Genomic DNA, 23,286 nt, shown 5'->3' with positions numbered 1-23,286 from the left:
GCCGCTCGCGGCTCCCGCGTCGGCGTAGCCGATGACGGCCGCCCCCGCCACCGCGATCAGGGCGCCGAGCAGCGTCAGCGCGCTCGGCGGGCGCCGCTGGAACGCCCACGCCAACAGCGCCACCCACAGGGGCGCCGTGGCGGCCAACGACACGCTGGCGGCGACCGTGGTGTAGGTGAGCGACGTGATCCAGGTGGCGAAATGGAGGGCCAGCATCACCCCGGCGAGGAGGGTGGTCCGCGCGCCGACCCGCGTGAACGGCTTGCGCCTCAGGCCCCGCAGGGTCAGGGGGGCCATCACCGCCGCTGCGACAAGCATGCGGTAGAGGGCCACCACCACGCCGGGGGCGTCGGCCCAGCGGATGAAGATGGCGGCGAACGACACGGCCGCCAGCGCCACTCCCAGTACCGCGAAGACGCGTCGGTGGGGCGGGTTGGGCGGCATCGCTGCGATGCTACCGCGAGTGAGGTCGTGCCTCGTGCGCTCCCCGTCGCGGCCCTTCGGGGCATAATGCCAGGCGGAGCCTTGCCGTGAACGTCTTCCCTGACGACTTCCTATGGGGCGTGTCGACCTCGGCCTACCAGATCGAGGGGGCGAGCGCGGCGGGCGGCAAGGGCGAGTCGATCTGGGACCGGTTCGTGCGGCGGCCAGGGGCGATCGTCGACGGCAGCACGGGCGACGTCGCGACAGACCACCTGGCCCGCTACCAGGAGGACGTGGAGCTGCTACGCCGGCTCGGGGCGCGGGTCTACCGCTTCTCCGTCTCCTGGCCGCGCTGGTTCCCGACCGGGCGTGGACGCGCGGCTCCGGCCGGCGCCGCGTTCTACGACAGGCTCGTCGACGAGCTGCTGGAGGCCGGCATCGAACCGTGGGTCTGCCTCTACCACTGGGACCTGCCGCAGGCGCTGCAGGACCTCGGCGGCTGGGGCCAACGCGACTGCGCCCACTACTTCGCGGATTACGCGGGCGCGGTCGCCCGCCGCTTGGGCGACAGGGTGCGCACGTTCTTCATGCTCAACGAACCGAACGCGCACGCCCTCCTCGGCCACCTGGTGGGCATGCACGCTCCGGGCGCCAGCGACCTGGCCACGTACCTGGCGGCCGTGCATCATCAGAACCTCGCGGTGGGGCTGGGCGTGGCGAGGCTGCGCACGGAGGAGGTCGGGCTGAGGCTCGGCACGATAGTGCAGTTGCAGCCCGTCGAGGCCCCGCATGGCCCGGGCGGGCCGCGCGAGGAGGACGTGGCCGCCGCGGGCCTGGCGGACGCGGCCTACAACCGCTGCAGCCTCGACCCGCTCTTGCTGGGGCGCTACCCGGAGAGCGTGGCCGGCTTCTTCGAGCCGGTCGCCCGGAGCGGGGACGACGCCCTCATCCAGCAGCCGATCGACGTCCTCGGCGTCAACCACTACACGCTGGAGCGGGTGCGGGCCGGGGGTGGGCCGCTCGGGCTGGAGATCGTGCCGCCGGGACCCGGCGAGGAGGTCACCTTGTCCGGGTGGCGGGTCGCGCCCCACGCGCTCGAGCGCGTGCTCCTCGACCTGCGGGACTCGTACGGCAACCCGACCGTGGTGATCACGGAGAACGGCGCCGCCTTTGGCGCTGCCCACGCCGCCGGCGCGGCGGGGTCGGGCGCGGCGGACCGGCGCCGGATCGACTACTTCTCTCGCTACCTGCGGGCGGTGGCCGACGCCATCGCGGCGGGTTGCGACGTCCGCGGCTACCTGGCCTGGACCCTCGTCGACAACTTCGAATGGGCCGACGGGTACACGCGCCCGTTCGGGGTGGTGGCGCTCGACCGCGCCACCTTGCGCAGGACCCCCAAGGCGTCCTTCGCGTACCTCAGGCGCGTCTTCGGGGGCGGCGGCCTAGAGCCCGTCGACTGAGCGCGCCGGCCCCGCCACCGCCACGGCCCAGCCGGCGCCGCGGTTGGTGGTGCGACCGTCGGTCGCCTCGATGGATCGCACCGCCGTGCCCCTAGCCGTCGTGGGCGTGGCCGCGAGCCGTGATGGCGCCGTCCGCGCCGACGACGCGACCGTCGAGCAACTCGAGCACGGCGTCGGCGCGCTCGGCGATCCGCAGGTCATGGGTCACGATGATGACCGTTCGCCCCTCGGCGGCCACCTCGGCGAGCGCCGCGAGGACGACCTCGCCGCTGCGGCTGTCGAGGTTGCCCGTCGGCTCGTCCGCGAACAGCACGTCGGGGTCGTTGACGAGCGCTCGCGCCAGGCCGACCCGTTGGCGCTCGCCGCCCGACAGCATGGCGGGCAGGTGCGCGGCGCGGCCGACCAGGCCGAACCGCTCCAGCAGCCGCATGGCCTTGGCGCGCCGGGTGGCGGCGTCGACTCCGGCCAGGCCCATGGGGAAGGCGACGTTCTGCCAGCTCGTCAGGACGGGCAGCAGGTTGAACGACTGGAACACGAAGCCGAAGCGGTGTAGGCGCAGCGCCGCCAACCGCGTCTCGTCTAGCGTGGAGAGGTCGGTCTCCCCGAGCCGCACCGCGCCCGCCGTGGGGCGGTCGAGGCCCGCGAGGAGGTTGAGCAGCGTCGACTTCCCCGACCCGGACGGCCCCTTGATGGCCGTCAGCCTGCCCGGGTGGAAGGTCACCGTCACGCCGCTCAGGGCGGGCACCTGGCCGCTCCTGGCGGCGTAGGTCCGCGTCAGGTCGGTGGCGCTCAGCGGCGGCGCCGCCGGACCGTCCCGTGCGCTCGGCGGCGCCGCGGTGGCGTCCAGGGCGGTCAGCGCCCGCCCGACGAGCCCCCGCCGCCTCCGCCTCCGCCTCCGCTCGAGGAGCCGCCGGAGGACGCGGAGGCGGAGGCGGAGGAGAGGGCGCTCGACAGGGTGCTGATGGAGCTGCTGAGGGCCCCCAGGTTCGAGAAGCCGCCGCCGCTGCTCGCGCTCAACCACGTGGCGCGGCTCATCATCGCCGTCTCGTCGGCGCCGGCGATGGGCGCGGCCTTCTTCAGCGTCTTGAGGTACTGGTCTGCCACCCCGAGGGCGGCGGCGTAGCAGTAGTACACGTCCCAGAGACCGAAGAAGTCGAGGGGAGCATCCTTCATGCGCGTGTAGTCGGTGAGGGTGCGCTTGAACCCCTGCCAGCCGTGAACCTCGCGGGCGACCTCGGGCCGCCAGGCGACGAGCGCGATCTTCGAGGCGATGGCGGCGACGAGCGCGGCGCCGGCGAGGGCGATGACGAGACCCCTAGCGGGACCGGTGACGACGAAGGCGAACGCGCCGGACGCCAGCGCGACGAGCAGGAGGCGTCCGCCGTGCTTCCGCGCCACCTTGACGCTGTCGGCGGTCAGCAGGGAGCCCCCGAGCCTGTCCTCCAGCCAGGCGCGGACCCCCTTGCCCCACGACGACATGAAGGCGCTCGCGTACCTCTGCGAGTAGGCCTTCAGCTCGGCGCTGGACAGCCGCGAGGGGGCGCCGGTCCGCGCCGCCTTCGCGAGGTAGCCGAGCACGTCGCTCTCGAACTGGTGGAGCCCGCTGCGGTCGGTATCGTGGAGCTCGATGGCGAACTCGCCCTTCTTGGCGGAGGTGACGAAGGTGCCGAAGCCGCGCCGCATGAGGTCCATGATCGTGGCGTGGAAGGCCGGCCCCAGGCCGGCGGGGTTGGCGACCTGCTGCAGCACGGAGGTCACCGCCGCCGGCGGCAGGTCGGAGGGCGGCTCGAACGGGTACTTCATGGACTCGTCGCGCGGTTCGCGGCCGACGCGGCGGTAGTCGCGCAGGCTCGCGAGTCCGGTGACGCCGAGGAGGGCGGCCGGCAGGGCGGCCCACCAGGGGGAGCGCCGCACCTGAAGCATCGTCTGCACCCCGGCGTCCTTCGCCTCCGCCAGGAGGAACGACTCCATGCCGGGCCTGCTGCCCCGGTCGAGGAACAGGGCCGGGTCCATGAGGTAGCGGATCTCGACGCCGTCGCCGCTGGGAACGCGGTCGAAGGCGACGTCGAGGCGGCTGCGGTCGTCGCTCAACGACACCCTGGGCAGTTCCGGGTTCGCGAAGCGGTGGACGTAGGCGTCGTAGGGCGCCGCGCTCGGTCCGGGCGTCGTGACGGTCAGGCTGTAGCCCCTGACGGGCGGGTGGTCCTGCTCCAGGATCTGCCAGTACCACTGCACGACATCGCTGCGGAGGTCCAGGGCGCCGTCGAGGCGGTACACGAACCGCACCCGGCGCTCCGACAGGCGCACGCTGTTCTTGACGACGACCTCCGTGCCGCCGTCGCACGCCTGTTGGAAGGCGGTGGCCGAAGGGCCGGGACCGAGCGCTCCCGACCCTTCGAGCAGCGTCAGGCGTTGCCCGGGGGCGAGATGCACGCAGATGAACGCCTCGCCGAAGTCGTCGTCGGTCCAGAGCGTGCGCGTGTCGTCGACGATCACGCTGCCGCCCGGGAGGATGTTGACCTTCTGCACCACGTCGCGCCACTGGTACGACTGAGCGGAGACGGCGCCGACCAGCAGGAGCGCGCAGACCGGCAGCAGGAACCTGAGGGACCGCAGGGGAGACATGCCCGATATTACCGTCCTGACCGGAACCGGCCCGAGCGGTCTACCTCACTCGCGCGCGAGGGCGGCGGCCACGCCCAGGCGCGCGGCGCGCGCCGCGGGCACGAGTCCCGAGAGCAGGCCCATGGCGAGCGCCACCAGCACGGCGAACGCCACCAGCCTGGGCGTGAGCAGCGCCACGTGCAACCCGACGTAGTCGTACGCCAGGTGGTTCACGGCGCGTACGCCGAGGCCGCCGAGGAGGACACCGACGGCCGCGCCGGCCACGGCAAGGAGGGCGGATTCCGTGAGCACGAGCCCGAAGAGGAAGCGGGGCCGCGCCCCCACCGCCCTGATCACCCCGAACTCCCGCGTGCGCTCGAAGACGCTCATCATGACCGTGTTGGCCACCGCGATCGCGCCGACGATCAGGGCGATGGCGCTGATGCCGAGGCGCACGACGTCCGACACGCGCAGGCTGGCGTTGACTTGAGCGAAGAGTTCCGAGCTCGTCCGCGCGCCCAGGGCCGGGAAGCGCTCCCGAACCGCCGCCGCCACCGCCTCGGCGCGCTCCGGCCGCTCGCTCGAGACGGCCAGGAGGCTATAGCGGTCAGTCACTCCCAGGGCCGCCTGCAGCGTCGTGAGCGGCACGACGATGAGGTTGTCGAGGAGCCCGCCGCCGGCGCCGACGATCCCCACCACCTCGAGGCTGGTGGTCGGGTTCAGCCGCAACGGCGAGCCGACGTCGAGGCCGCCACGCTCGGCCGCGCTCGAGCCGACGACGGCCACGGCCGCCCCCTCGTCGCTCGGCACCAGGCCGCGCCCGGCGTGCGCCGTCGCGCCGTGGAAGAGCTCGCCAAGGTCGACGGCGGCCGGTAACCCCTCGATCACGAACGACGACGAGGGGCTGAAGCCGCCGCGGAGGTAGACGAGGACGGGCACGACCGAACGGATCCCTAGCGCCGGCGCCGCGGCCGTCAGGTCCTGCAGGTAGTGGCCCGGGAGGTCCGGCGTGGTGGGGAAGAAGTCGCCGGAGGCGGGGCCGTACGTGACCTGGATGTCGGGTCCGAGGTTGGCGAGCTGGTCCGCGAAGACGCGCCTGATCCCCTCGCCCAACGACAGGAAGACGATGGCCCCCGCCACGGCGACGGCGATGCCGACCGCCGTGAGCGACGTGCGCACCGGCCGCTGACCGAGGGAGGCGAGCGCCAAGCCGAACGTGACGGCGGGTGCCGCCCGGCTCATGCGCGGGCGGGGAGGCGCGGGGTCACTGCGCCTGGAAGGCCCGTCCCACCACCGCGCCGGAGGATCCCATCGCGAACGGCACGCCGTCGCCGAGGGTCACCTCCACGCCCGCCGCGTTGCCCGCGTGGACGTAGACGGGCAGCGTGAAGCGGTAGGTCTGACCGGGGGCGGCGGTGGTGTACACGAGCCGCTCCCCCTCGTTGCGGGCCGACCCACGGTAGACCTCGAGCCAGCTCGTGGCCTTGATGACGATGACGATCTCGGTGGCGCCGACCGGGACGCTCGCGGTGGACTCCGCCTCGGGCCCCGCCGCGACGGCCGTCAGGTCGAGTTCGACGGTGCGGCTCTCGGTGAGATCGAAGCGCTGCTCGACCGTCCGGTAGCCATCGAGGGTGACCTCGAGCGTGCGACCCGCGCGCGCTGTGACGGGTACGGCGCGGATCGGGGTCACGCCCGGGAGGACGAAGCCGTCGACCGACACCCGCGCCCCCGGCGGGTTGGTGATGACGTCGAGGAGCACCGTGCCGCCCACGGGCTGCGCTGCGGTCCCGGCCGAACCCCCTTCCGCCTGCCCGTCGGGGGCTCCGGCGCCGCCGATGGGCGCCGCCAGCCCGCCGGGGGGCTGCGACCCCGCCTGGGGCGCGGGGGTCGGCGCGGCCGTGCCGGCCTCGCCCGGCTGCGGCGCCGGCACGCCGCGGAAGAAGAGCGAGTTGTAACCCCAGACGGCGAGCGCCACGAGGGCCACCACCAGCAGCAGCGTGGGGACGGCCGGGTTCAGCTGGAATCCGCCGCCCCCACGCCGTCGCGGTTGCCCTGGCGGCTCGCCCCGCCGCTCCTTCTCCAGACGCTCCTCCAGGGTGGAGAGGCCGCCGGCGCGTTGCCGCTCGCGCTGGTAGACCTCGAGCGCCCGGTCGGCGGGCACGCCGACGGCCTGAGCGAAGAGGCGCACGAAGTTGCGCGTGTAGACGTCCTCCGGCAGGTCGGAGTACCTGCCCTCCTCGAGCGCCTTGAGGTAGTCGCGACGCACGTGCGTCAGCTCCGCGACGTCCTTGAGCTCGAGGCCCTGCGCCTGCCGCGCCTGGCGGAAGAGCGTGCCAAGCTCGTCCTGTCCGCCGGCGCGAGCCGGCGGGTGCAGCGTCTCGTGCGGGCCGTTGGCGGGGAGGCGCCTGGCCGTGTCGTCCGGGCTCATGTGGCGGGCTCGGCCGCGGCATGCTGGTACGCGCGCGCCACGTGCGCCGCCAGCCTGGCGTTCTCCTCGAGGAGGCGGAGGTTCACGGTCATGGTGGCGCCGCCGGACAGCTCGGCGAGCTTCGCCAGCAGGTAGGGAGTGGTGTCGCGGCCGGTCACGCCCTGGGACCGCGCGCCGGCGCGGGCCCGCTCCAGGTACGCGGCGAAGTCGCCGGTCTCGAGCCCGACGCTCACGGGGTTGCTCAGCACCACGCCGGCGGGCAGGTCGAGGGCCTCCTGGGCGAGCAGCACGGCCGCTGCCTCCGCGGGCGTCTCCACCCCGGCGGGCAGGGCGACGTCCGTCTCGCGGACGACGAAACCGGCCAAGCTGCGCGAACGGTAACCGACCACGGGCACGCCGAGCGTCTCGAGGCGCTCGACGGTGGCGCGCGCGTCGAGGATGCTCTTGGGTCCGGCGCAGACGGTGAGCACCCGGTGCGCGGCGAGGGCGCCCAGGTCGGCGGACTCGTCGAACGGCGTGTCGTGAACGCCGCCGATGCCGCCGGTGGCGAACACCTTGATGCCGGCGCGGTGGGCGGCGTAGAGGGTGGTGGCGACCGTGGTGCCGGCGTCTCGCTTGGCGGCGACGAGGGCGGCGAGGTTCCAGGTGGAGGCCTTGTCGGCCCCGCCACCCGCCAGCCTGTCGAGGTCGGCGTCGGTGAGGCCGACGCGGACCTCGCCGCCTAAGATGCCGACGGTGGCTGGCACCGCGCCCTCCTCCCTGACGACGGCCTCGAGGCGCCTTGCGAGCTCGAGGTTCTGGGGGCGCGGCAGGCCGTGCGTGACGACGGTGGACTCTAGCGCCACCACCGGCGCGCGGCGCGCCAGCGCCGCCGCCACGTCGGGCGAGAGGCGGAACGGAGCGGAGGTCACGCCGCCAATGTTACCGCAGCGGCACGCGCCGCGCCCGGGAGGTCGCCGCGCAGGGGAGGGCGCCTTGGGGCGGCCACCGGCACCGTGGTAACCTCGGCCGGTGAACGTCGAGCTGTCGACCGTCTTCCCGTGGCTGCAGCAGATCGCCTTCGGGGGCGTCGCCGGCTTCATCGCCGGTTACGCCTTGAAGAAGGTCGGGAAGTTCGTGGCGCTGGCGCTCGGCCTGTTGTTCGTCGCCATCCAGCTGCTCGCCTGGTCCGGGTTCGTGAGCGTGGATTGGGCGGCCGTCCAGGCCAGCGTCGACCCGCTCCTGGAGACGAGCTCGCTCGAGCGGGCGTGGCGGAGCCTGCTGCGGCTCCTGACCTACAACATCCCGTTCGCCGCGGCCTTCGTGCCCGGCGTGGTGCTGGGGTTGAGGCGCGGCTGAGCGGCGGCCAGAGGCCGCAGATGACCTGAGTGGCCCACGCTCAAAGAGATTGATTCGACCGACTTGACAGTCCCTCGTGGGCGCGGATAGCATGTAGCCGTTTGGCACTCGCAGGTCGAGACTGCCAAGTGAGGCACAAACCCTATCCGGAGGAACCCATGGCAGACAAGAAGCAGACCCTCAGGCCGCTGGGAGACAAGGTCGTGGTGGAGGTCATCGACGAGCCGCAGACGACCGTCAGCGGCATCGTCCTGCCCGACAGCGCCAAGGAGAAGAGCCAGCGCGGCAAGGTCATCGCCGTCGGCACCGGCAAGCTCCTCGACAACGGCACGCGCGAGCCCATGGAGGTCAAGGTCGGCGACACGGTGCTCTTCGCCAAGTATGGCGGCACCGAGGTCGACCTCGGCGGCAAGGACCTGATGATCCTCAGCCAGCGCGACATCCACGCCGTCCTCGAGTAAACCCGGGAACGCCGGCACCACCCAGCACCTAGTCAACCCAAGATAACGGAGAGAACATGGCTAAAGACCTGACCTTCAAGGAAGACGCCCGCCGCTCGCTCGAGCGCGGCGTCAACGCCGTCGCCAACGCCGTCAAGGTGACGCTGGGGCCCAAGGGCCGCAACGTCGTACTCGAGAAGAAGTTCGGCGGCCCGACCATCACCAAGGACGGCGTCACCGTCGCCAAGGAGATCGAACTGGCCGACTCGCTCGAGAACATCGGCGCCAAGCTGCTCATCGAGATCGCCAGCAAGACCAACGAGATCACCGGTGACGGGACCACGACCGCCACCGTCCTCGGCCAGGCCATCGTGCGCGAGGGCCTCCGCAACGTCGCCGCCGGCGCCAACCCGCTCGCCCTCAAGCGCGGCATCGAGAAGGCCGTCGAGGCGGCGGTCGAGAGCATCCACTCGATGGCCAAGCCCGTCGAGGACAGCAAGGCCGTGGCCGAGGTGGCCTCCATCTCCGCCAACGACCCCGAGGTCGGCAAGCAGATCTCCAACGCCATGGACAAGGTCGGCCGCGACGGCGTAATCACCGTCGAGGAGTCCAAGACCATGGAGACGGAGCTCGACTTCGTCGAGGGCATGCAGTTCGACAAGGGCTACCTGAGCGCCTACTTCATCACGGACTCCGACGCCATGGAGGCCGTGCTCGAGGACGCCTACATCCTCATCCACGAGAAGAAGATCAGCGCCCTCAAGGACCTCCTCCCCGTGCTCGAGCAGGTCATGCAGACGGGCAAGCCCCTCCTGATCATCGCCGAGGACATCGAGGGCGAGGCGCTCGCCACGCTCGTCGTCAACCGCCTCCGCGGCACGCTCAACGTCTCGGCCGTGAAGGCCCCGGGCTTCGGCGACCGCCGCAAGGAGATGCTCCGCGACATCGCGGCCGTCACCGGTGGCGAGGTCATCAGCGAAGAGCTCGGCCACAAGCTCGAGAACGTGCGCCTCAACCAGCTCGGCCGCGCCAAGCGCATCCGCAGCAACAAGGACGAGACCACCATCATCGAGGGCCAGGGCAGCACCGAGGGCATCCAGGAGCGCATCAAGGGCATCAAGTCCGAGCTCGATCACACCGACTCCGACTACGCCCGCGAGAAGCTCCAGGAGCGCCTGGCCAAGCTCTCGGGCGGCGTCGCCGTCATCCGCGTCGGCGCGGCCACCGAGACGGAGCTCAAGGAGAAGAAGCACCGCTACGAGGACGCGCTCTCGACCGCCCGCTCGGCCGTCGAGGAGGGCATCGTCGCCGGCGGCGGCGTGACGCTCATCCACGCGACCACCGCCGTCAAGAAGGTCGTCGCCTCGCTCGAGCACGACGAGCGCACCGGCGCCCAGATCCTCCTGCGCGCCCTCGAGGAGCCCGCCCGCCAGATCGCCGCCAACGGCGGCGCCGAGGGCAGCGTCGTGGTGAACAACATCCTCGGCAAGAACGACGGCAAGTACGGCTACGACGCCGCCACGGACTCGTACGTCCCCGACATGTTCAAGGCCGGCATCGTCGACCCCGCCAAGGTCACGCGCACCGCGCTCCAGAACGCCGCCTCCATCGGCGCCCTCCTCCTCACCACCGAGGTCGTCATCTCCGACCGCCCCGAGAAGGAAGACAAGACGCCCCCCATGCCGGGCGGCGACATGGGCGGGATGGACTTCTGAAACCCGCCTGAGCCGCGGCGCCCAGCGCGCCGCGGCCGGTGAGAGGCGCCCCGGCAGGGTCCGGGGCGCCTCTTCTCGTTCCCGCCGCGACCCACCGTGGCGCCACGGGCGCCACGGTGACGGAGTACCGTTCGGTGATGACGTCGCCATCGACACCACTCCAGGGACTACTGGGTCCCGAGCTCGTCGCCCCCTTCGCGCCTGGACCCTCCCTCTCGGACCTGCCCGCCACCATCGGCAGCCTCCTCGGCGTGGACGGGCCCTGGCGCGGCGACCCGCTGGCGCTACCCGGGCTCGCCGACCGCTACGACCGAGTGGTGCTCCTCCTGGTAGACGGCCTGGGCTACGCCAAGCTCGAGGGGCTGGCGGGCGACGACCGGGGGCTGGGCGAGCTGGTCACGCGCCACGCCGCGCACCTCGGGCCGGAAGGCTGGCTCGGTCGTCCACTGACGACGGTGGCGCCATCCACCACCACGGTGGCCACCACCGTGCTCGCGGGCAACGGCGCCGCCCCCGCCGAGCTTGGCATCCTCGGCTACACCCAGCTCCTGCCCGCCCTTGGCCTCGTGGCCAACATGCTCTTCTGGCGACCCGCCTGGAGCGACCACGGTAGCGGCGACCTCGAGGCGTGGGGGTTCGCGCCGGAGACCGCGCTGCTCACGCCTACCATCCACCAGGTGCTGAGCGCGGCGGGCGTGAGCAGCCGCACGCTTCAGCCCGCAACGATCGCGTCCAGCCCCCTGTCGCGGCTGCAGAACGCCGGCGCCGAGGTCGACGGCTACGTGGGTTGGGTCGACATGCTCACGCGCCTTGCCGCCCACCTCGAGGAGAGCGTCGGGACCCGCGGCTACACCTTCGCCTACCTCCCGGACGTCGATACCCTCATGCACCGCGACGGGCCGGCCACCCCGACGTTCCTCCCGCTGCTCGAGGCGCTCGTCGGCGGCCTGACGCGCACCCTCGCCGGGCTCTCGGCCAGGGCGCGGCGCCGCACCCTCCTCCTGATCACCGCCGACCACGGCCACCACCTCGTCCCGCCGGCCGAGGCCCTGTTCGTCGACGAGCTGCCGTGGCTGAGTGACAGGCTGGCGTGGCGCGCGGCGGGCGAGCCGCGCCACGTCTTCCTCTACGCCCGCCGGGGCGGGCGCGACGCGCTCCTGGACGAGGCCCGCGCCCGCCTGGGGGGGCGCTTCACGGTCCTGGCGGGCGAAGCTGCCGTCGCGGCGGGGCTCTACGGTGACCCGACGCGCCTACACCCCGAGGCGACGGCGCGCGTCGGCGACGTGGTGCTGCTGGCGAGGGGCGGCGCGGCGCTGTGGGGTTCGCGCGCCGAGCGCCTCCCCTTAGGCATGCACGGCTCCCTGACCCGCGACGAGATGCTCGTGCCGCTCCTCGCGCTCGACCTCGAGGCGCCCTAGCGGACCAGCAGGGAGCGCCCGGTCATGGCGGTCGGTTGCGGCACGCCGAGAAGGGCGAGCACGGTCGGCGCCACGTCGCCCAGCACCCCGCCGTCACGCAGCCTCGCGTCAGCTAGCGCCGGGTCGTCGGTGACGAGCACGAACGGCACCGGGTTGGTCGTGTGCGCCGTGTGCGGCTTGCCGTCGTCCTCCAGCATCTTCTCGGCGTTGCCGTGATCCGCGAGCACGAGCGCCACGCCGCCGCGCGCGAGCGTGGCGTCCAGCACGGCGGCCAGGCCCGCGTCGGCCGCCTCGCAGGCGCTCACGGCGGCGGCCAGGTTCCCCGTGTGCCCCACCATGTCCGGGTTGGCGAAGTTGACGAGCACGAAGGCGTCGTCGCCGTCTCTCACCCTGGCCGCGGTGCCTGCCGCCAGCTCGGGCGCGCTCATCTCGGGCTGCAGGTCGTAGGTCGACACCTTGGGAGACGGAACCATGCGGCGCTCTTCGCCCGGGTAGGGCGCCTCGCGCTGAGCGTCGAAGAAGTAGGTGACGTGGGCGTACTTCTCGGTCTCGGCGGTGTGGAACTGCTTGAGGCCGGCGCGCGCGATCGTCTGCGGGAGGGTGTCGTCGATCTCGGGCAGCTCGAACGCGAACGGGGCGTGGAGCTCCTTGTCGTACTCGAGCAGCGACAGGAAGTCGATGCGCGGCGACGCGCAGCGCTCGAACTCGCTCCAACCGGCGCCACCCAGGAGCGCGTGGCTCAGCTGCCGCGCCCGGTCCGTCCTGAAGTTGAAGAACACGAGGGCGTCCCCGTCCTGGACGGCGCCGTCTTCGGCAACGACCGTCGGACGCACGAACTCGTCCGTCTCGCCGCGCGCGTAGGCGGCCTCGACGGCGGCAACCGCGTCCGCCGCCGCGTGCTCGCCCCGCCCGCAGACGATGAGGTCGTAGGCGAGCTTCGTGCGCTCCCAGCGCTTGTCGCGGTCCATCGCGTAGTAGCGCCCGCAGACCGTGGCGACCCGGGCGTCGCAGCCGGCGGCGCGGGCAGCGGCCAGGCGCTCCTCCAGGGTCGCCAGGTAGCGCCGGGCGCCGTCGGGCGCGGCGTCGCGCCCGTCCGTGAAGGCGTGCACCCTCACCCGGTCGACGCCCTCTCGCTGCGCGAGCTCGACGAGCGCCAGCAGGTGCCTCATGTCCGAGTGGACGCCGCCGTCGCTGACGAGGCCGAGCAGGTGCAGCGTGTGGCCGGCCGCGGCCCGGCACGACCGCAGCAGCGCGGCGTTGTCGAAGAACGTGCCGTCGTCGATCAACCCCTGGAGGTAGGTGAGGCTCTGCTTCACGACGCGGCCCGCTCCCAGGTTGAGGTGGCCGACCTCGCTGTTGCCCATCTGCCCGGCTGGCAGCCCGACGGCGACCCCGGAGGCCGCCAGCTCCGTATGCGGCCTGTCGCGCCAGATGGCGTCGAAGGTGGGGGTGGCGGCCAGGTCCACCGCGTTGCCGGGGCCGGGGGCGGCGAGGCCGAAGCCGTCTAGGATGATCATCACCACAGGTCTGGTCATGGATATGGCTCCAATGGGACTGCCGCGGGCGGCGTCAAGGCGCCCCGGGCGCCGGCGCCTGCCCGTCGTCCGTGAGCGCCAGCACCGGTCCGAGGCGCGGGTCGAGGTTCGTGAGGTCGGCGTGGCTGAACGAGGCGGGCGGGGTCAGCGTCTTCAGGGCGAGGCGGTGGCGCGCCGCGGCCTCGAGCTGGCCGGCGAGCCGCGGGTCGGAGACGGCGGCGGGCAGAAGCGCGGCGATGGCCTCGTCTAGAGCGCGCGCCGCCAGGTGGCGCGCCACGGCCAGCTCGTCCTCGGCGAGGGTGGCGGGAACGGCGAGCGGCGTCGCCCGCAGGGCACGGGCCGCGGCCACCACGCGGCCCTCGCGCGCGTAGCGCGCGCAGGTCTCGCATAGCTCGCGCCGGAGCTCCAGGGTGGCGTCCCGCCGACCCGCCTCGCGCAGCGCCGCCTCCTTGGCGGTGAGGGGACGCAGCGGCCCGTCGTGGAGGGCGCCACAGGTCGGGCAAGGCACCCACCCCGCGGCGCGGCGCGCGGCCTGCAGCGTCAGCAGGCTCCGGCCCGCGGCGAGCGCCTCCTCGTGCACCTCAGGCGGAAGCTCGAGCCGCGCGAGCCGTTCGCGGAGGCGTCGCAGCTCGGCTCCGGGGGGCGGGGGCGGGGGCGGCGCGGCCATCGGCTCCGGTCCGCTCCCGTCGACCCGCCCGACCTGGAAGCGGATCTCGCGCACGTCGGTCACCCCGAAGCGCTCGCGGAAGGCGGCGATGAAGCGGTGCCGCTCCAGCGTCAGGTGCATGGCCGTCTCCGAGTCGCTCACGTTCACGTAGAGCACGCCGTCGCGCAGCGTCAGGGCCGTGCTGAACGCCGCCAGCTCCGGGCCGACGAGCCGGCGCCACAGCAGGACGGCCTCGGCGCGGCGCACGCCGCGCTTCATGCCGCCACGGCGGAACACCTCCGCCAGGAGCTCGGACACGTGCCTCTCACGCATGGCAACGCTCCGTGGCGTGGACGCGCCCCCGCACCAGCTCGACGAGCTGGTCGTAGCGGGGCGGCGGCTCCGTCCCGGAGACCAGCGCCTGCGGCGTCGCGGCGGCGAGGGCCAGGAGGTACTCCCGCCTGCCCGCGTCGAGCTCCGCCGTGAAGTCGTCGATGAGCAGGACGGGCGGCTCCCCGTGCTTCTCGCTCAGGAGCCTGTACTCGGCTGCCCGGAGGGCGAGGGCGGTGGTGCGCGCCTCGCCGCGCGAACCGTACTCCTGCAATCCCACGCCGCCCAGCTCCAGGTAGAGGTCGTCGCGGTGCGGGCCGACGAGCGTCTGCCCCCTGAGCGACTCGAGGCGGGCGCTCGCCGCCAGCGCCTCGGCGAGCCCGCCCTCCTCGTGCGAGCGCCTGAGGCTCAGCCGAAGCTCCCCGCCCTCGGCGGCCGCTCCCGCCACCTCGCGGTAGATGGCGCTCGCCAGCGGCGCGAGGCGAAGCATCGCGCGGTCCCGCACGGCCGAGAGCTCCGTGCCCAGCGTCACGAAGCGGTCGCTCCACACCTCCAGGCTGGCCCCGCTCTCGCCCGCGCGCAGGAGCGCGTTGCGCTGCTCCACAACGCGCCCGTACTCGCGGGCCATGGAGGCGTAGCGCGGCGACAGCTTGGCGAGGAGCCCGTCCAGGTAGCCGCGCCTCGACGCAGGGGGGCCGTGCACGAGGTCGGCGTCCTCGGGCGTAAGCAGCACGGCGCTCACGACGCGCGCCACGTCCCCGACCCGCGCGGCCTGGGAGTCGACCTTGACGACCTTCCTGCCGGGCGCCAGGCCGACCTCGATGCGGGAGAGGCCCTCGGCGTGCTCGACGGTGGCGGCCACGTACGCCTCCTCCTCGCCGAGCCGCACCTGGCGCGCCAACCGCCCGCCGACGACCTCCCCGGTGCAAGCCAGGTAGGCGGCCGCCAGGAGGTTGCTCTTGCCCGCAGCGTTGCGCCCCACCACCGCCACGACGCCGGGTGGGAACTCGAAGCGCTGCGTGAGCAGGCTGCGGAAGTTCAGCTGCGTCAGGTCAACGAGCCGCACCCGCCGAGTGTACCGCCATGGTGCGGCGCGGCCCGTCCCGTCGCCGTGCGCCGCACGGCGACCGTGCGCGCACGGTTGCCGTGCGCGCACCCTTGGACCCCGACCGACGGTAGACTCGGCGTCGATGAGCGATCTCGACGTCACGGCGATCAGGCGGGACTTCCCGATCCTGGCGCGCGAGGTGAACGGCAGTCCGCTCGCTTACCTCGACTCGGCCGCCTCCAGCCAACGGCCGCGCCAGGTGCTCGACGCCATGCGCGACTACTACGAGCACCACCACGCCAACGTCCACCGCGGGGCGCACACCCTGGCCGAGGAGGCCACGCAGGCGTACGAGGCGGCCCGCGCCAACGTGGCGCGCTTCATCGGCGCGCCGGACCCGCGCTCGCTCGTGTTCACCCGCAACGCGACCGAGGCCATCAACCTGGTCGCCGCCAGCTGGGGACGCGCCAACCTGCGCCCTGGCGACGAGATCGTCCTCAGCGTGGCCGAGCACCACGCCAACCTCGTGCCGTGGCAGTTCCTGCAGCGCGACCTCGGCGCCGTCCTGCGCTTCGTGCCCCTCACGCCGGCGCAACGCCTCGACCTCGCGGCCCTCGCCGCCGCGCTGTCGCCGCGCACCCGCCTCGTGGCGACCTTCCACATGAGCAACGTGCTGGGGGCCATCAACCCGGTCGCGGAGGTGGTCAGGCTCGCCCACGACGCCGGGGCGCTGGCGTTGATCGACGGCGCCCAGGGGGCGCCGCACCTGCCTGTAGACGTGGCGGAACTCGACTGCGACTTCTACGCCTTCTCCGGCCACAAGATGCTCGGACCCACCGGCATAGGTGCCTTGTGGGCGCGCGAGGAGGTGCTGGCGGCCATGCCGCCGTTCCTCGGCGGCGGCGAGATGATCGAGCGCGTGACGTTGGAGGGCAGCACCTACGCAGACATCCCGATGCGCTTCGAGGCGGGCACGCCCAGCGTGGCGGAGGCCGTCGGGCTCGGCGCCGCTGTCGACTACCTCGACGGGCTCGGCATGGCCGCCGTGGCGCGCCACGACGCGCACCTGGCGGAGCTCGCGCTCTCGCTCCTCGACGAGGTGCCCGGCGTGAGGACGTTCGGGCCGCGCGGGCCCGACCGCGGCGGCGTCGTCGCCTTCGAGGTCGAGGGCCTCCACGCCCACGACGTCGCCACGGCGCTCGACCTGCAGGGCATCGCCGTGCGCGCGGGGCACCACTGCGCCCAACCGCTGGGCAAGGTACTCGGCGCGCCCGCCACGGCGCGCGCCAGCTTCTACGTCTACACGACGCGCGAGGAGGTCGAGCGCTTCGCCGCCGCCGTCGCCGCCGTCGCGTCCCGCTTCGGGGTGAGGGCGTGAGCCTGCTCGACGAGCTCTACCAGGAAGTGATCATGGACCATTACAGGCGCCCGCGCCACCACGGCGAGCTGGCGGGCGCCGACGTCGTGCAGGAGGGTATCAACCCGAGCTGCGGCGACGAGCTGACGCTGTACGTCAAGGCGGGCACCGACGTCGTCGCCGAGATCAGCTTCGTCGGCGAGGGTTGCGCCATCTCCCAGGCGAGCGCCAGCCTGATGACCACGGCCGTCGCGGGCGCCACGCTCGCCGACGCGGCGGCGCTGTCCGCCGCCTTCCAGCGGTTGATAAGGGGGGAGGCGCCCGGAGTCGAACTCGGTGACCTGAAGCTCCTCGCGGGCGTCGCCAAGCTGCCCGCCAGGGTCAAGTGCGCCGCCCTGCCGTGGAAGACCCTCGACGCCGCCCTCGCCAGGCTCCGCCCTAGCGCCTGACGCCGGCTCTGGGCCCGCGCACCCGATCAGGGCGCGGCGCTGTCGTCCAGGAGCGCCCCCTGAGCGGCGCTGTCGTCGGGTTCGGCCGCGCCGGCGCGGCGCGGCGCGGCCGGCGCCAACGCGTCGTCGGCGTCGAGCGCCGCGGCGTACGCCGCCAGGAGGCCCCGGAACTGCTCCTTGAAGAGCCGTCTCTGGAGCGTCAGCCGCTCCAGCTCGGCCCTGGCCCCCACCGCGGCCGACTCGACGCCCTCCAGGCGCGCCCGGCGCGCCCGCTCCGCCTCCTCCAGCAGCAGCTCCGCCTCGCGCTTGGCGTTCTCGCGCACGTCCGTGGCGATCCGCTCCGCCGCCAGCACGACCTGCTGCAGGTCGGCCTCGGCGCCGCGCAGCCGCTCGACCTCCGCCTCGGCCTCCGCCAGGCGGCGCCGCAGTCCCTGCGCGTCCTTCAGCGCCGCCTCGACCTCGAGGGCGAGGCGCTCGAGGAAGGCCCTGACCTCACGCCGGTCGTAACCGAGCGAGCGGCGCGGGAACTCCGCGTGCTGGATGTCGATGGGGGAGAGGCGGCTCACGCGGCCCACCGCCGCCCGCAACCGCGCCCGGTCGTCGCGACGGTCACAGCCCCGGCAGGACCGCCAGCACGAGGCGCCGGAAGGTCGCTCCGCTCCGTTGCGCCACGGCCAGGACCTCGTCGCCGGTGGCGTGCTCGTCCCGGTCCGGCAGCGCCATGTCGGTCACCGTCGAGATCCCCAGGACGCGCATGCCCAGGTGGCGCGCCCGCATGACCTCGAAGACCGTCGACATGCCCACCGCGTCCGCCCCGAGGGTGCGGAAGGCGCGCAGCTCGGCGCGGGTGGCGTACGTCGGACCCGTGATGGCGAGGTACACGCCCTCGCGCAGGTGGATCCCCTCGGCGAGCGCCACGGCCCGAGCGTGCCTGACGTACTCGGGGTCGTAACAGTCGAACATGACGGGGAAGCGCGGGTGGGCGGCGTCGTCGTTGGGGCCGATGAGTGGGTTCTGGCCGGTGAAGTTGATGTAGTCGAGCTGCAACATGAGGTCGCCCGCCGCGAACGCGGGGTCGAGTCCGCCGCAGGCGTTCGTCACCACGAGCGAACGGGCGCCGAGGGCGTGCATGACCGCGATGGGGAAGCTGCACTCGCGCGCATCGAACCCCTCGTACGGGTGCACCCGCCCCTGCATTGCGACGACGGCGCGCCCACCGAGGTGGCCCACCACGAACCTGCCGGCGTGACCCGGGGCCGTGGCGACAGGCATGCCCGGCACCGCCGCGTAGGGGATGGCGGTGGCGTTCTCGACCAGGTCGGCCAACGGTCCGAGCCCCGAACCCAACACGAGCGCGACGTCCGGCGCGAGCCTCGTCGCGCTGCTGATGGCCTCGGCTGCTGCGGCGACGACGGCGGCCTCGTTCGGCGCCTCGCGCGGCGCGGTCTTGTGGCTCGGCTCGGTCATGGCGGAATCATAACCGCGGCGCCGGGCGCCGGGCACGTGCTCTCTTAGTCCTCTCACGCCGCCTCCGGTACACTGCGCGCATGTCGCTACGTGGCCTGTCCGCCGTCCTGCTCCTGCTGCTCGCAACCGCCACCGTCCACGGGCAGGGAGCGTTGCAGGGGAGGCTCGCGGAGGTGCGGGTCACCGGCACGACGACCTACGCCGACATCGTCCGCACCATCGTGACGTCCCGGGTCGGCACGGCCGTCGCGACCGTCGACCTCGAGGCGGAGCGCAACCGCGTCTACAGCCTCGGGACCTTCGAGGAGGTCACGGTGGCGCTGGAGTCGTCGCCGGCCGGCCCCGTGCTCATCATCGCGGTGAAGGAGAACCCGCGCGTCGGCGAGATCGAGATCGCGGACAGCCCGAGCGTGCCCGCCGCCTCGCTCCTCGACGCGCTGCGCGTCAACAACCTGCTCGAACCGGGGCGCGTGTACAACACCACGCGCGCCGAGGAGGCCAAGGACACCATCCGCCAGCTCTACCGGCAGGCTGGGTTCCCGTTCGACGTGGAGGTCGACCTGAGCGTCGCCCCCGCGCCCGACCTCGCCGGCAGCGCGGCCGACGTGCCGGTGCGGCTCACGTACACGGTCGACGAGTCGGCCGCCATCCGGTCGGTCGTGTTCGAGGGCAACACCGTCCTGACCGGCGGCGACCTCGCCGCCATCTTCCAGGGCCTCGAGAAGGAGGGTCAGTTCCAGCTGCCCCTCTACGAGTCGACGGTCCAGGCCGTGGCCACGCGCTACTGGAACCTCGGCTACCGCGGCAGCGGCGTCGACACCGCGACCACCAGCCTGGAGGGGGGCGTGCTCACGGTCCGCGTGCTGGAGCTGCGCATCGCCTCCATCGACACCACGGCGCTGGGCGTCGACCCGGGCCGGCTCGCCATCCGGCCGGGCGACCTCTTCAACTACGACGAGCTTCTCACCGAGGTGAAGCGCCTGGCGCGCGGGCGGTCGTCGGACGTGCAACTCCAGGCGGCGGTGTCGCCCAGCGGCGGCGTGCGCGTGACGTTCCGCCTCGGCGCCCCCGAGACGGCCGGGGCGGTCGATGGCATCGTGATCGAGGGGAACACCGTTCTGCCCACCGCCGACCTGATGAAGGTCCTCAAGCTCGAGGTGGGGGACACGTTCACCTCCGTGCTCGCCGTGGAGGACTTCCAGAGCATCGTCCGGGCCTACCAGGCCGCCGGTTACCGCGTGGTGACGCGACCCGACTTCTCCTACGACGACGGCACCTACGTCCAGCGCATAACGGAGCTGAAGACCGCCGGTTACGAGCTGCGCTATGAGGGGGAGCCGAGCTCCACGCGCGAGTCCGTGGTCACGCGCTACCTGCCCGAGGTCGGCTCCGTCGTGTCCGACAAGCAGATCGTCGACGGCCTTCGCCAGCTGGCGGGCCTCGGGGTCGTGGACGTGATCAACTACTCGCTCGAGCCCGTCGAGGCTCCCGACGAGGCGCTCGTCGTGATCCAGCTCGCCAAGCGCCAGACCGGCCAGCTGAGGCCCGCCGCCACCTACGCCACCGACACGGGCTTCTCGGGCAGCGTCGAGTACTCGGAGAAGAACTTCCTCGGTCTCGGCCACACGGTGAGCGCGGAGGTGGACGTCGTCAACACCGACATCGGCATCATGCTCGGCGGGAGGGTGGCGTACGCGATCCCGTGGCTCTACCTCGACGCCTTCGACCTCCAGGAGGTCCCCACCGCCGTCAACTTGACCCTCTTCAGCGTCGTCAACAACAACAACCCGTTGTCGGCCGACAACCAGACGACGATCCTCCACCCCGGCCTGGCGGACGTCCCCGAGAACCACGTGCGCGTCGGGGAGTACACCGTGCGCTCGACGGGGCTCAGCTTCGGTGTCGGGCGGCCGATCGCCGACCACACCTACCTGCAGTTCAACGCCAACGGGGCCTACAACGAGTACAAGCTCGAGCCGCCCATCGGGGCGTGCGACGTCGCCGGCGGCGTCGTGACCAACCCGACGAAGTGCTCCCTGCCGAGCGGCGACGCCGTGCAGTACCTGCCCACGAGCGGCCTGTCGGCGTTCACGGGGCTACGCGTGACCTACGACTCGCGCACCGACACGAACTTCCCCTCCGACGGGCTGTCGGCCTACGGCGCGGGCGGCGTCGGCTTCGGCAACGACTTCCTCGTCGGCGGGGCGCGCACGCCGTACGTTTACGAGCAGGTGGCCCTCGGGGTGCGCGGCTACGTGAAGCTCGCCGACATCGCGCCGGAGCAGGTGCAAGACGAGCATCACGTCTTCGCGGCCCGCCTCGACGTCGGCCACCAGTTCGGCGGGCTCTACCCGTCGAGCAAGCGCTTCACGGTCGGACGCACGAACGACGTCGCCACCCAGATCAGGGGATACACCCTCGAGGACTTCGACCTGTCGCGAACCTACGTGACGACCTCGTTCGAGTACCGCTACGATTTCGGGCTCTCCACGGTGGCCACGCAGACGGTGATCGGTCTGGCGTTCGTCGACGTGGGCTGGGCATCCGGCGTGCCGGAGTTCGGCGAGTACGAGACGCCCATCTTCGCGGGTGCCGGTCTGGGCGTGCAGGTCAACCTGGGGTTCAGCGGCCTCGTGCTGCCCGCCATCCGCCTCGACTACGCCTTCAGCGAGCGGCACCCCACCGGCGTGTTCAGCTTCCGCGTCGGGCCGGTGTTCTGACCGGCGCCGCGCAGTGCGTCAGGCGTCCGCGATCTCGGTCAGGAGGTCGGGGTCCAAGATGACGAGCTTGGCGTAACCCGCCCGCAACGCCCCGGCGCGCACGAGCTCGCCGATGACCTTCGTCACGGTCTCGCGCACGGAGCCGACCGCCGCGGCCAGCTCGTCGTGGGTCATCCGCACGGTCGCGACGCCCTCCTCCGACACGGAGGCGATGGCGGAGTCCGACAGCTCGAGCAACTCGGCCGCCACCCGCGCCTTGAGGGGCCGCGTGGCCAGGCGGAGCACCGAGCGGTTCAGGCGGTCGATCGCCACGGCCAGGTCGAGCGCAAGCGCGCGGACGTCGGCGCCCGACAGGTAGTGCGGATCCAGCACCGTCACGGCGGCCGCGGTGACCGCCTCGGCGAAGTAGCGCCGCGGTCGGCCGGTGACGGCCTCCTCCCCGAAGTAGCCGCCCGGCTTCACGTAGCGGAGGGTCGCGCCGAGTCCGTCGCCGTCGACCGCGTGGAGCCTCACGAGCCCGGAGACCACCTGGTAGAGGTCGCCCGGCGGTCCCGGGTAGAGCACCACGTCGCCCGCCCCGAACGTGCGGGAACGGGAGAGCTGTTCGGTGCCACGCGCGCTGCCCACCTCTCGCCACCTCTCGACGCAGGCTGCGCGCCGACGCCGCCGGGCGCGAGCCGCTCGTGACTGTGAGGATAGTCCCGCCCGGGTTCCGGCGCAGCTTCGTGGCTCACGTGGGGCCGGCGCCGCGCGCCGCGCGGCGGCTCACACGTTGAAGAGGAAGTTCATGACGTCGCCGTCCTTGACGACGTAATCCTTGCCCTCGAGTCGCAACCGCCCCTTAGCCCGCGCGTTGGCGATGCTGCCGGCCGCGACGAGGTCCTCGTAGCTGACGACCTCGGCGCGGATGAAGCCGCGTTCGAAGTCGGAGTGGATCTCCCCGGCCGCCTGCGGGGCCTTGGCTCCGGCGCGCACCGTCCAGGCGCGCACCTCCTTCTCGCCGGCGGTCAGGAAGGTGAGCAGGCCGAGCGTGTGGTAGGCCGTGCGGACGAGCCGGTCGAGGCCGGGCTCCTCGAGTCCCATGTCGGCGAGGAACGCCCTCGCGTCGTCCTGCTCCAGCTGCGCCAGCTCCTCCTCGATGCGTGCCGAGATGACGACGACGTCGGCGCCCAGCCTCGCGGCGTGCTCCTTCACCGCAGTGACGTGGCGGTTGCCCGTGACGACGTCCGCCTCGGCCACGTTGCAGACGTAGATGACGGGCTTGGCCGTGAGGAGGCCCAGGTCGGGGGGCAGCTCGATGGCGGAATCGCGCGCGGCACGCCCGCCGCTCAGCTCCGCCAGCAGCCGCTCGAGCCCGGGCAACCAGGCGGCGTCCTCCGGGTTCCCCTTGGCGCTCCGCCTCAGCCGCTCCAGCCGGCGCTCGAGGGTGGCGATGTCGGCCAACAGCAACTCGGTGTCGATGACGTCGATGTCGGTCAGCGGGTCGACCTCCCCCGAGACGTGCACGACGTTGTCGTCGTCGAAGCAGCGCACCACGTGCAGGATGGCGGCCACCTCTCGGACGTGGCCGAGGAACTGGTTACCCAACCCCTCGCCCTTGTGGGCACCCTTGACGAGGCCCGCGATGTCGACGAACTCGACGTGGGTGGGCACGATCACCGGCACCCGGTCGCCCTTGGAGTTCTGGCGCTGCAAGACGGCCAGGCGCTCGTCGGGCACGCTCACCACCCCGACGTTCTTGTCGATCGTCGCGAACGGGTAGTTGGCTGCCTCGACACCGGCGCGGGTGATGGCGTTGAACAGGGTGCTCTTGCCCACGTTGGGCAAGCCGACGATACCTACCTGGAGCATCCTTCTCCTCGGCGCCCACGCGCCAACGACCGGCAGTTGGCGCGTCTGGGACGC

Annotated in this window: 21 protein-coding genes; 8 read left to right on the top strand and 13 right to left on the bottom strand. The window is 72.7% G+C overall.

The window, feature by feature from the left end:
* Nucleotides 1–444: DMT family transporter (locus tag H3C53_00805; protein MBW7915216.1), on the bottom strand; the 444-nt coding region annotated here is incomplete at its 3' end.
* A gap of 86 nt (nt 445–530) precedes the next feature.
* On the opposite strand from H3C53_00805, the gene H3C53_00800 reads away from it, so the two are divergent.
* The gene (locus tag H3C53_00800) at nt 531–1,883 is read left to right on the top strand and encodes a beta-glucosidase (protein ID MBW7915215.1); all 1,353 of its coding nucleotides are present in this window, start codon (nt 531–533) and stop codon (nt 1,881–1,883) included.
* Nucleotides 1,884–1,974: 91 nt separating this feature from the next.
* Here H3C53_00800 and H3C53_00795 read toward each other — a convergent pair whose 3' ends face one another.
* From H3C53_00795 to H3C53_00775, 5 genes are read right to left on the bottom strand one after another with little or no spacing between them, the layout of a single operon-like run.
* Nucleotides 1,975–2,676 carry an ABC transporter ATP-binding protein gene (locus tag H3C53_00795; protein ID MBW7915214.1) on the bottom strand — a complete coding sequence of 234 codons (702 nt, stop codon included), beginning with the start codon at nt 2,674–2,676 and terminating at the stop codon, nt 1,975–1,977.
* A gap of 59 nt (nt 2,677–2,735) precedes the next feature.
* Nucleotides 2,736–4,508 carry a DUF2207 domain-containing protein gene (locus H3C53_00790; GenBank protein MBW7915213.1) on the bottom strand — a complete coding sequence of 591 codons (1,773 nt, stop codon included), beginning with the start codon at nt 4,506–4,508 and terminating at the stop codon, nt 2,736–2,738.
* A gap of 45 nt (nt 4,509–4,553) precedes the next feature.
* On the bottom strand, nt 4,554–5,729 hold the full coding sequence (locus tag H3C53_00785; GenBank protein ID MBW7915212.1) for an ABC transporter permease: 1,176 nt from the start codon (nt 5,727–5,729) through the stop codon (nt 4,554–4,556).
* Nucleotides 5,730–5,751: 22 nt separating this feature from the next.
* Nucleotides 5,752–6,918, bottom strand: a complete 1,167-nt coding sequence (locus H3C53_00780) for a DUF4115 domain-containing protein (protein MBW7915211.1) — start codon at nt 6,916–6,918, stop codon at nt 5,752–5,754.
* A complete protein-coding gene (locus tag H3C53_00775) occupies nt 6,915–8,000 on the bottom strand; it encodes a pseudouridine-5'-phosphate glycosidase (protein ID MBW7915210.1) in 1,086 nt (361 codons plus the stop codon). Before H3C53_00775 ends, H3C53_00780 begins: the two co-directional genes overlap by 4 nt.
* Between H3C53_00775 and H3C53_00770 the strand changes: the two genes are divergently transcribed.
* The 4 genes from H3C53_00770 (at nt 7,942) to H3C53_00755 (ending at nt 11,829) form a co-directional block, all read left to right on the top strand.
* The gene (locus H3C53_00770) at nt 7,942–8,256 is read left to right on the top strand and encodes an FUN14 domain-containing protein (protein MBW7915209.1); all 315 of its coding nucleotides are present in this window, start codon (nt 7,942–7,944) and stop codon (nt 8,254–8,256) included. The genes H3C53_00775 and H3C53_00770 overlap by 59 nt on opposite strands.
* Nucleotides 8,257–8,414: 158 nt before the next feature.
* Entirely contained in the window at nt 8,415–8,717 is a 303-nt protein-coding gene (groES, locus tag H3C53_00765; GenBank protein ID MBW7915208.1) for a co-chaperone GroES, read from the top strand.
* Between the two features lie 56 nt (nt 8,718–8,773).
* Entirely contained in the window at nt 8,774–10,411 is a 1,638-nt protein-coding gene (groL, locus tag H3C53_00760) for a chaperonin GroEL (protein ID MBW7915207.1), read from the top strand.
* A 137-nt stretch (nt 10,412–10,548) separates the two neighbouring features.
* Entirely contained in the window at nt 10,549–11,829 is a 1,281-nt protein-coding gene (locus tag H3C53_00755) for an alkaline phosphatase family protein (protein MBW7915206.1), read from the top strand.
* Here the strand turns inward: H3C53_00755 and H3C53_00750 are convergent.
* From H3C53_00750 to recF, 3 genes are read right to left on the bottom strand one after another with little or no spacing between them, the layout of a single operon-like run.
* Nucleotides 11,826–13,364 carry a 2,3-bisphosphoglycerate-independent phosphoglycerate mutase gene (locus H3C53_00750; protein ID MBW7915205.1) on the bottom strand — a complete coding sequence of 513 codons (1,539 nt, stop codon included), beginning with the start codon at nt 13,362–13,364 and terminating at the stop codon, nt 11,826–11,828. The genes H3C53_00755 and H3C53_00750 overlap by 4 nt on opposite strands.
* A gap of 34 nt (nt 13,365–13,398) precedes the next feature.
* Nucleotides 13,399–14,343, bottom strand: coding sequence for a DUF721 domain-containing protein (locus tag H3C53_00745; GenBank protein ID MBW7915204.1), 945 nt, complete (start codon nt 14,341–14,343; stop codon nt 13,399–13,401).
* Complete coding sequence (gene recF / locus H3C53_00740) at nt 14,336–15,406, bottom strand: DNA replication and repair protein RecF (GenBank protein MBW7915203.1); 1,071 nt, start codon at nt 15,404–15,406, stop codon at nt 14,336–14,338. Before recF ends, H3C53_00745 begins: the two co-directional genes overlap by 8 nt.
* A gap of 124 nt (nt 15,407–15,530) precedes the next feature.
* Between recF and H3C53_00735 the strand changes: the two genes are divergently transcribed.
* Together H3C53_00735 and H3C53_00730 are read left to right on the top strand one after the other, a co-directional pair.
* The gene (locus H3C53_00735; protein MBW7915202.1) at nt 15,531–16,766 is read left to right on the top strand and encodes a cysteine desulfurase; all 1,236 of its coding nucleotides are present in this window, start codon (nt 15,531–15,533) and stop codon (nt 16,764–16,766) included.
* A complete protein-coding gene (locus H3C53_00730) occupies nt 16,763–17,194 on the top strand; it encodes an SUF system NifU family Fe-S cluster assembly protein (GenBank protein MBW7915201.1) in 432 nt (143 codons plus the stop codon). Before H3C53_00735 ends, H3C53_00730 begins: the two co-directional genes overlap by 4 nt.
* Nucleotides 17,195–17,220: 26 nt before the next feature.
* Here the strand turns inward: H3C53_00730 and H3C53_00725 are convergent, their stop codons facing one another.
* Both H3C53_00725 and H3C53_00720 read right to left on the bottom strand, forming a co-directional pair.
* Nucleotides 17,221–17,760, bottom strand: coding sequence for a DivIVA domain-containing protein (locus H3C53_00725; protein ID MBW7915200.1), 540 nt, complete (start codon nt 17,758–17,760; stop codon nt 17,221–17,223).
* 43 nt (nt 17,761–17,803) lie between these two features.
* Nucleotides 17,804–18,661 carry a purine-nucleoside phosphorylase gene (locus H3C53_00720; GenBank protein ID MBW7915199.1) on the bottom strand — a complete coding sequence of 286 codons (858 nt, stop codon included), beginning with the start codon at nt 18,659–18,661 and terminating at the stop codon, nt 17,804–17,806.
* 80 nt (nt 18,662–18,741) lie between these two features.
* Here H3C53_00720 and H3C53_00715 point away from each other — a divergent pair, with 80 nt between their 5' ends.
* Complete coding sequence (locus H3C53_00715) at nt 18,742–21,381, top strand: BamA/TamA family outer membrane protein (GenBank protein ID MBW7915198.1); 2,640 nt, start codon at nt 18,742–18,744, stop codon at nt 21,379–21,381.
* A gap of 18 nt (nt 21,382–21,399) precedes the next feature.
* Here H3C53_00715 and H3C53_00710 read toward each other — a convergent pair whose 3' ends face one another.
* Both H3C53_00710 and ychF read right to left on the bottom strand, forming a co-directional pair.
* Nucleotides 21,400–22,008, bottom strand: coding sequence for a helix-turn-helix domain-containing protein (locus H3C53_00710; protein ID MBW7915197.1), 609 nt, complete (start codon nt 22,006–22,008; stop codon nt 21,400–21,402).
* Nucleotides 22,009–22,146: 138 nt separating this feature from the next.
* Nucleotides 22,147–23,232 carry a redox-regulated ATPase YchF gene (gene ychF / locus H3C53_00705; protein ID MBW7915196.1) on the bottom strand — a complete coding sequence of 362 codons (1,086 nt, stop codon included), beginning with the start codon at nt 23,230–23,232 and terminating at the stop codon, nt 22,147–22,149.
* Between the last annotated feature and the right edge of the window lie 54 nt (nt 23,233–23,286).

The sequence above is a fragment of the Trueperaceae bacterium genome (assembly GCA_019454765.1).
Classification (GTDB): Bacteria; Deinococcota; Deinococci; order Deinococcales; family Trueperaceae; genus JAAYYF01.
This window is presented reverse-complemented; position numbering and strand designations above follow the sequence as displayed.